A 7,282-nucleotide genomic window follows, 5' to 3' on the forward strand; every position below is an offset into this window, starting at 1 on the left:
CGCTACCATCTAGGTAGGCTGAGATGGCTGTGAGTTTGAACTGCTCTGTGTATTTGCCCATCGGTCCCCCCAAGGGTTGGATTTTTTGTCCAACTTCTTGGGGGCAGTCCAGGCCTGTGGGAGCGGGCTTGCCCCGCGAATGGCATCAGACCCAGACTGCATCCCAATGCGGATAATCACCCGCACGGTCAACCAATCCTGCTCTGATGGGGGTGGCAACGATGTACCTCGCTACCTGCAGCACACTTTCTTCCCGGCGCAAGGCTCGGTCCTGGTAGCCCTGCTGCCATATCTTTTCGCGCCGCATGCCCCGCTGATAAAGCGCATGGCTGCTGCGTGACTTGAATCTGCGCATCAGGCGACACAAGGTGCCGCTTCGTAACTCGATCAGCCAGTGCACATGGTCCGGCATGACCACCCACGCGAGGGATTGGCAATGCCCATCGAGCTCAGCCTGTCTGAGTTGCTGGATCACGCCACGGGCGAGATGAAGGTGGGTGAAGGTCCGCTTGCGCTCATGGGTTACCGTAGTCAGCAAGTACAACCCACCAGGCTGAGAGAAACGGCCACGGCGCAGAAGATGGGATTGAGCACGCTCCAACATTCCCCGCCGCACGCCACTGCCAGCTCACCTAATGTTCCTCTGAATCTTATTTCAGGGGGCATCACAAGGCGTACCATGATCCCTGTGGGAGTGGGCTTGTCCCGCGAAGCAGGCACCGCAGAGCATGGCACGGGCTTCGCCCGTGTTCGCGGGACAAGCCCGCTCCCACGGGGCTGGCTGTTTTAGAATTTTGAGCAAGGCAGTTGCTCTCACAGGTTATCCGCAGGCCATGAGAGTGCGAATGGGCCGCAAAGCGGCCCCAGTACTGTCAGGTGCGGAAGCGGGCCACCAGGTTGTTCAAGTCCACCGCCAACCGCGACAGCTCGGCACTCGCTGCGCTGGTCTGATGCGCCCCGGTTGCACTCTGTACCGACAGATCATTGATATTCACCAGGTTGCGGTCCACCTCGCGCGCCACCTGTGCTTGTTCTTCCGCCGCGCTGGCGATCACCAGGTTACGCTCGTTGATCTGCGCCACCGCACCGGCGATGGTATCCAGCGCCATGCCCGCGCCACGGGCGATGTTCAGGGTCGACTCGGCGCGTTCGGTGCTGGTGCGCATCGACGCCACCGCCTCCTCGGTACCGCCCTGGATGCTACCAATCATCCGCTCGATTTCGCTGGTCGACTGCTGGGTACGATGGGCCAGTGCCCGCACTTCATCCGCCACCACGGCGAAGCCACGGCCCGCCTCACCGGCACGGGCTGCTTCGATCGCGGCATTGAGCGCCAGCAGGTTGGTCTGGTCGGCCAAGCCGCGGATCACATCGAGCACCTTGCCGATGTCGCGCGATTGCTCGGCCAGGTGGGTGATCAGCGTGGCAGTGGCTTGCACATCGCCGCTCATGCGCTCGATGGCGCCGACGGTTTCCAGCACCAGGTCGCGCCCGTCGCCCGCCGAACGGCTGGCTTCACCCGAGGCCTGCGAGGTGCTCACCGCGTTGCGTGCCACTTCTTCCACGGCGCTGGTCATCTCGGTGACCGCAGTGGCGGCCTGTTCGATTTCGTTGTTCTGTTGCTGCAGGCCACGGGCGCTCTCGTCGGTGACGCTATTGAGCTCTTCCGCTGCAGACGCCAGCTGGGTGGCGGAGCCGGCAATCAATTGCAGGGTGTCGCGCAGCTTGTCTTGCATGCGGGCCATGGCGCGCAGCAGGCGGGCGGCTTCGTCGGTGCCTTCGGCACGGATGACATGGGTCAGGTCACCGTCGGCCACCTGCTCGGCGCATTGCAGCGCCTCTTCGATCGGCTTGACGATGCTGCGGGTCAGCAGGAACGCGCACAGCAGCGTCAGCACGGTGGCGGCGATCAACAGGCCGATGACCAGGGCGAAGGCGGCAGCATACTGGCTGGCTGCGGTTTCGTTGGTGGCACGGGTCTGGTCGGTGTTGATGCGCACCAGGGTGTCCATGACCTTGTTGATCTGCTCGGAGTTGGCCAGCAGGTCGCGGTTGAGCAGGTCGCGCAACTCGTCGGTGCGGCCCGCCTGGCTCATGCTGCGCATGCGCGCCTCCAGCTGGCGGTATTGACTGAGCAACTGGCTGTACTGGTCGAAGGCCGCTTGCTCGTCGGGTGCGCCGATCATCGGCTGGTAGGCCTGGCGGGCGCGGTCGATCTGGGCGTTGCGTTGGTCCAGCAGGTTGAGGGTGTCGCGCTGGGTCTCTGGCTCGCGGTTGATCAGCAGCCGATAGGAGAGGGTGCGCATGCGCAGGTTCAGCGCGGTAAGTTCGTCGAGCATCTTGATGCTGGGCACGCTGATGCTCTCGATGGCGACGCCCGCCTGGCGGATGTTGCCCATCTGCATGAGCGAGAAAATGCCGAGGCCGAGCATCAGCAGGCCGATCAGCGCGAAGCCGAGCAGCGCGCGCGGGGCGATGTTCATGTTGCGTAGGGACATGGAGGGATCCAGGCAGGGGAGGGTCGCACACAGCACGACGAAATATGACTTGCCTGGCTATCGGTCGTGACTGGTCAGTCTTGAGCGAGACCGGTGAAATTTGTGAGCGCGCTAACTTTTTCCTGACCGGCGGTTGACCCAGGTCGGAACAAGCGGCCCGATACCCTGTCAATCTGCGCAGCAGAAACCTTAAGAATCCGATATTTAATGGCGAGGACTGACACTTTTCTTTATCGTGTGCGCCCTCTGCAACAACCTGAGATAGACCCCATGCTTGAAGCCTCTCTGAATCAAATCGAGCAACTGGTCAGCGACCTGATGCATAAAAACGCTCAACTCACCGAGCAGAACACCACCCTCGGCCAGCAACTGGCCCAGGCCAAGGAAGAAAACGAAACCCTGCAGCTGTCGCTGATGGAGCAGGAAGAAAAGAACGGCGCCACTGCCGCGCGCATCCAGGCGCTGGTTGATCGCGCCAGTGCGGGTGTCGTCAACGCATGAGCTTGAATGCGCAGCCGGTCAATGTCGTGTCGATCCTTGGCAGCGACTATTCGATCAAGGCGCCTGAAGGCCAGGAAGAAACCTTGGCGCAGGCGGTGCGAATGCTCAACACCGCCTTGGCCGAGACCAAGCGTTCGTACCCGACCTTGATCGGCGACAAACTGCTGGTGCTGGCTGCCCTGAACCTGTGCTCCAAGCAGGTTGAGCTGCAGAAGGAGCATCAGCAGACGCTTGCGCGCACCCAGGCGCAGATCGACGCCACGGTGGACGCGATCGTTCGGACTATTGCCGAATCCTGATGGGCACCTGGGGCCGCACAGCGGCCCCAAGGTCCCCAAGCAATGTCCCAGATCACTGGAATAACTGGATACGTAAGTGTATACACTTCCCGCAAAAACAATAATTGGCGGGGAGCAAGGGCATGCGTATCTGGCGGCGAAGCATCCAGTGGCAATTGATCGCAAGCATGGGCGCGGCCCTGCTGGCGAGCATCCTGGTAGTGGTGATCATCTTCACAGTGGCGTTCAACCGCTTGACCGAACGCTACCTGGTCGACACGGCGCTGCCGGCCAGTGTCGAAGCCATCCGTAACGACATCGAGCGCATGCTCGGCCAGCCGCTGGTGGCTGCGGCCGACATTGCCGGCAACACCCTGCTGCGCGACTGGCTTGCCGCGGGCGAAGACCCTGCGCAAGCACCGCGCTTCATCGAATACTTGGACGCTGCCAAGCAGCGCAACAAGGCCTTCACCACGCTGTTCGCCGCCACAGAAACCGGCCATTACTACAACGAGAATGGCCTGGACCGCACCCTCAGCCGTGCCAACCCCAAGGACAAGTGGTTCTACGGCTACATCGACAGTGGCGCCGAGCGCCTGATCAATATCGACATCGACGGTGCCACCGGCGAGCTGGCGCTGTTCATCGACTATCGCGTGGAAAAGGACGGCAAGCTGGTTGGCGTCGCCGGCATGGGCCTGCGCATGGCCGAGCTGTCGAAACTGATCCATGACTTCAGCTTTGGCGAGCACGGCAAGGTGTTTCTGGTGCGCAACGATGGGCTGATCCAGGTGCACCCGGACAACGCCTTCAGCGGCAAGCGCCAACTGGTCGATCAGCTCGATGCGCACGCCGCCAAGGCAGTGATGAATGGTGAGCCGGGCCTGCGCACCAGCCGCTTCCAGCGCGATGGCGAAGATTATCTGGCGTTGGGCCTGCCACTGCGCGACCTGAACTGGACTTTGGTCGCCGAGGTGCCGGAGGCCGAGATCTACGCGCAGATGCGTCAGGCGGTATGGCTGACCACGTTGATCGGTGGCGGCGTGGCGCTGCTGTCATTGTTGCTGGTGGTGTTGCTGGCACGTGGGCTGGTGCGGCCTATCCGCCGGGTCACTGCCGCGCTGGTGCAGATCGGCAGCGGCGCCGGTGACCTCAGCCATCGCCTGGATGATTCGCGCCAGGACGAGCTGGGTGACCTGGCGCGGGGCTTCAATCGTTTTCTCGACAGCCAGCGCAGCCTGATTGGCGAGGTGTTGCAGACTTCTGAACGGCTGCATCGGGCCGTCGAGCAGGTGACCCAGGTGGTGGACAACACCGCCGAACGTTCCGGACGGCAGCAGGAAATGACCGAGATGGTGGCCACCGCTGTGCACGAAATGGGGCTGACGGTGCAGGACATTGCCCGCAATGCCGGTGATGCGGCGCAGGCCTCGCAGTCGGCGCGTGATGAGGCCTTGCAGGCGCGTGAAGTGGTGCGCCGTTCGATTCAGGGCATCGAGGGTATGTCGGGGAATATCGGCAAGGCGGCGGATGCGGTGGAGCAGTTGGCCGACGAAGTCGCCTCGATCGATGAAGTATTGGCGGTGATCCGTAGTATTTCCGAGCAAACCAACCTGCTGGCGCTGAATGCGGCCATCGAGGCTGCGCGGGCAGGGGAAATGGGCCGCGGCTTTGCCGTGGTGGCCGACGAAGTGCGAACGCTGGCGCGGCGCACGCAGCTGTCTACCGATGAAGTGCAGCAGATGATCCAACGCCTGAAGCAGGGCGCGGGTTCGGCGGTGAGCTCGATGCAGGCGGGGCAGCAGGCGACCGGCAGTGGCGTGGAATCGAGCCAGCGCACCGGGGCGTCACTGGGGGCGATTACCGATCAGGTGGAACATATCAGTGACATGAACCATCAGGTGGCCACAGCGACTGAAGAGCAGTCGGCGGTAACTGAGGAGATCAACCGCACGGTGCAGGGGATTTCCGACCTGGCGCGGGAGACGGCGGCTGAGGTGCAAGGGTGCCGCGAGGAGTGCCAGGCTTTGCGTGGTTTGGCCGATGACCTGGCGCGGCAGATGGGTGGGTTCAGGCTCTAGGTCGGTGTTGGCTTCTTCGCGGGGCAAGCCCGCTCCCACACGTACAGCGCCGGCATTGAGATTGGCGCTGTACTTGTAGGCGCGGGCTTGCCCCGCGAATGCGGCCTGTCAGGCGGTGATGATGCTGCGAATATCCGCCGCCAGCTCACGCACCCGTTCCTCTTCGGTGTCCCACGAGCACATGAACCGCGCCCCGCCGCTACCAATAAAGGTGTAGAAGCGCCAGCCCTTGCCGCGCAACGCCTCGATCGCAGGCTCTGGCATCTGCAGGAACACCCCGTTGGCCTCCACCGGGAACATCAGCTCAACCCCCGGCAAGTCACTCACCAACGACGCCAGCAACTGCGCGCAGTGGTTGGCGTGGTTGCCATGGCGCAGCCAGGCGCCGTCTTCCAGCAGCCCGACCCAGGGCGCTGACAAGAAGCGCATCTTCGAGGCCAGTTGCCCGGCCTGCTTGCAGCGGTAGTCGAAGTCCTCGGCCAGGTCGCGATTGAAGAACAGGATCGCCTCACCCACCGCCATGCCGTTCTTGGTGCCGCCAAAGCACAGCACATCGACGCCGGCCTTCCAGGTCAGCTCTGCCGGGCTGCAACCGAGGAACGCGCAGGCATTGGTAAAGCGCGCGCCATCCATGTGCAGGTTCAGGCCCAGCTCCTTGCAGGTGGCGCTGATCGCCTTGAGCTCATCGGGGCGGTACACGGTGCCCACTTCGGTGGCCTGGGTGATGGTCACCACGCGTGGCTTGGGGTAGTGGATGTCCTGGCGCTTGAGGGCGACCTCACGAATCGATTGCGGGGTCAGCTTGCCGTTGACGCTGGCCGCCGTCAGCAGCTTGGAGCCGTTGGAGAAAAACTCTGGCGCGCCGCATTCGTCGGTCTCGACGTGGGCGGTCTCGGAGCAGATCACGCTGTGGTAGCTCTGGCACAGCGAGGCCAGGGCCAAGGAGTTGGCGGCGGTGCCGTTGAAGGCGAAGAACACTTCGCAGTCAGTTTCGAACAGCTCGCGAAAGTACTGGGCGGCCCGCTCGGTCCACTGGTCGTCGCCATAGGCGCGGTCGTGGCCCATGTTGGCCTTGGCCATGGCGGCCCAGGCTTCGGGGCAGATGCCGGAATAGTTGTCGCTGGCGAATTGTTGGCTCTTATCTGTCATGACACGGTCCTGTGAACGACGCAGAACTGCACTCTAAACTATCGATTCAGCAGTTGCCTATACAACCTGCTTTCAGTCGGATCTGTGTCGGCCTCTTCGCGGGGCAAGCCCGCTTCCACAATAGTCCTGCATACAGCAATCAATGGGAGCGGGCTTGCCCCGCGAAGCGGGCGGCAACAGCAACACAAAGCCAATGTCGTAAACGCGCCATTGCAAGGCGTGCGCAGGCATCTGACCCACCCCGGCCAGTCATACCATCGCCACAAAGGGCCACAGTGCCTTACAGACAAGAAACGATCGCTGCCGGGAGACAACAAGATGTTCAGCAAGCAAGACCAGATCCAGGGTTACGACGACGCACTGCTGGCGGCGATGAATGCCGAAGAACAGCGCCAGGAAGATCACATCGAGCTGATCGCCTCGGAGAACTACACCAGCAAGCGCGTCATGCAGGCCCAGGGCAGCGGCCTGACCAACAAATACGCCGAAGGCTACCCAGGCAAGCGCTACTACGGCGGCTGCGAGCACGTCGACAAAGTCGAAGCGCTGGCCATCGAGCGCGCCAAGCAGCTGTTCGGTGCCGATTTCGCCAACGTCCAGCCGCACTCCGGCTCTTCCGCCAACGGCGCGGTCTACCTGGCCCTGCTGCAGGCCGGTGACACCATCCTGGGCATGAGCCTGGCCCACGGCGGCCACCTGACCCACGGCGCCAAGGTGTCGTCTTCGGGCAAGCTGTATAACGCTGTGCAGTACGGCATCAACACCGACACCGGCC

6 protein-coding genes and 1 pseudogene are annotated in these 7,282 nt (G+C 62.8%); 4 read left to right on the forward strand and 3 right to left on the reverse strand.

Annotation, left to right across the window (positions count from 1 at the left end):
• Positions 1-145: 145 nt before the first annotated feature.
• The gene (locus HU766_RS25730) at positions 146-601 is read right to left on the reverse strand and encodes a transposase (protein WP_186661755.1); all 456 of its coding nucleotides are present in this window, start codon (positions 599-601) and stop codon (positions 146-148) included.
• Positions 602-872: 271 nt separating this feature from the next.
• Positions 873-2,498 carry a methyl-accepting chemotaxis protein gene (locus HU766_RS25735; protein WP_033703150.1) on the reverse strand — a complete coding sequence of 542 codons (1,626 nt, stop codon included), beginning with the start codon at positions 2,496-2,498 and terminating at the stop codon, positions 873-875.
• Between the two features lie 270 nt (positions 2,499-2,768).
• Here HU766_RS25735 and HU766_RS25740 point away from each other — a divergent pair, with 270 nt between their 5' ends.
• The 3 genes from HU766_RS25740 to HU766_RS25750 all read left to right on the forward strand — a co-directional run bounded on the left by HU766_RS25740 (position 2,769) and on the right by HU766_RS25750 (position 5,358).
• Positions 2,769-2,999, forward strand: coding sequence for a hypothetical protein (locus tag HU766_RS25740; protein WP_033703149.1), 231 nt, complete (start codon positions 2,769-2,771; stop codon positions 2,997-2,999).
• Positions 2,996-3,298, forward strand: coding sequence for a cell division protein ZapA (locus HU766_RS25745; protein WP_033703147.1), 303 nt, complete (start codon positions 2,996-2,998; stop codon positions 3,296-3,298). Before HU766_RS25740 ends, HU766_RS25745 begins: the two co-directional genes overlap by 4 nt.
• A 122-nt stretch (positions 3,299-3,420) precedes the next feature.
• Positions 3,421-5,358, forward strand: coding sequence for a methyl-accepting chemotaxis protein (locus tag HU766_RS25750; RefSeq protein WP_186661753.1), 1,938 nt, complete (start codon positions 3,421-3,423; stop codon positions 5,356-5,358).
• Between the two features lie 108 nt (positions 5,359-5,466).
• Here the strand turns inward: HU766_RS25750 and HU766_RS25755 are convergent, their stop codons facing one another.
• Positions 5,467-6,507, reverse strand: a complete 1,041-nt coding sequence (locus HU766_RS25755; protein WP_033703145.1) for a low specificity L-threonine aldolase — start codon at positions 6,505-6,507, stop codon at positions 5,467-5,469.
• 318 nt (positions 6,508-6,825) lie between these two features.
• Between HU766_RS25755 and glyA the strand changes: the two are divergent.
• Positions 6,826-7,282 (forward strand): annotated as a pseudogene (glyA, locus tag HU766_RS25760) (serine hydroxymethyltransferase); the annotation flags it as partial.

The sequence above is a fragment of the Pseudomonas sp. SWRI77 genome (genome assembly GCF_014269105.1).
Taxonomy (GTDB): Bacteria; Pseudomonadota; Gammaproteobacteria; order Pseudomonadales; family Pseudomonadaceae; genus Aquipseudomonas; species Aquipseudomonas capeferrum.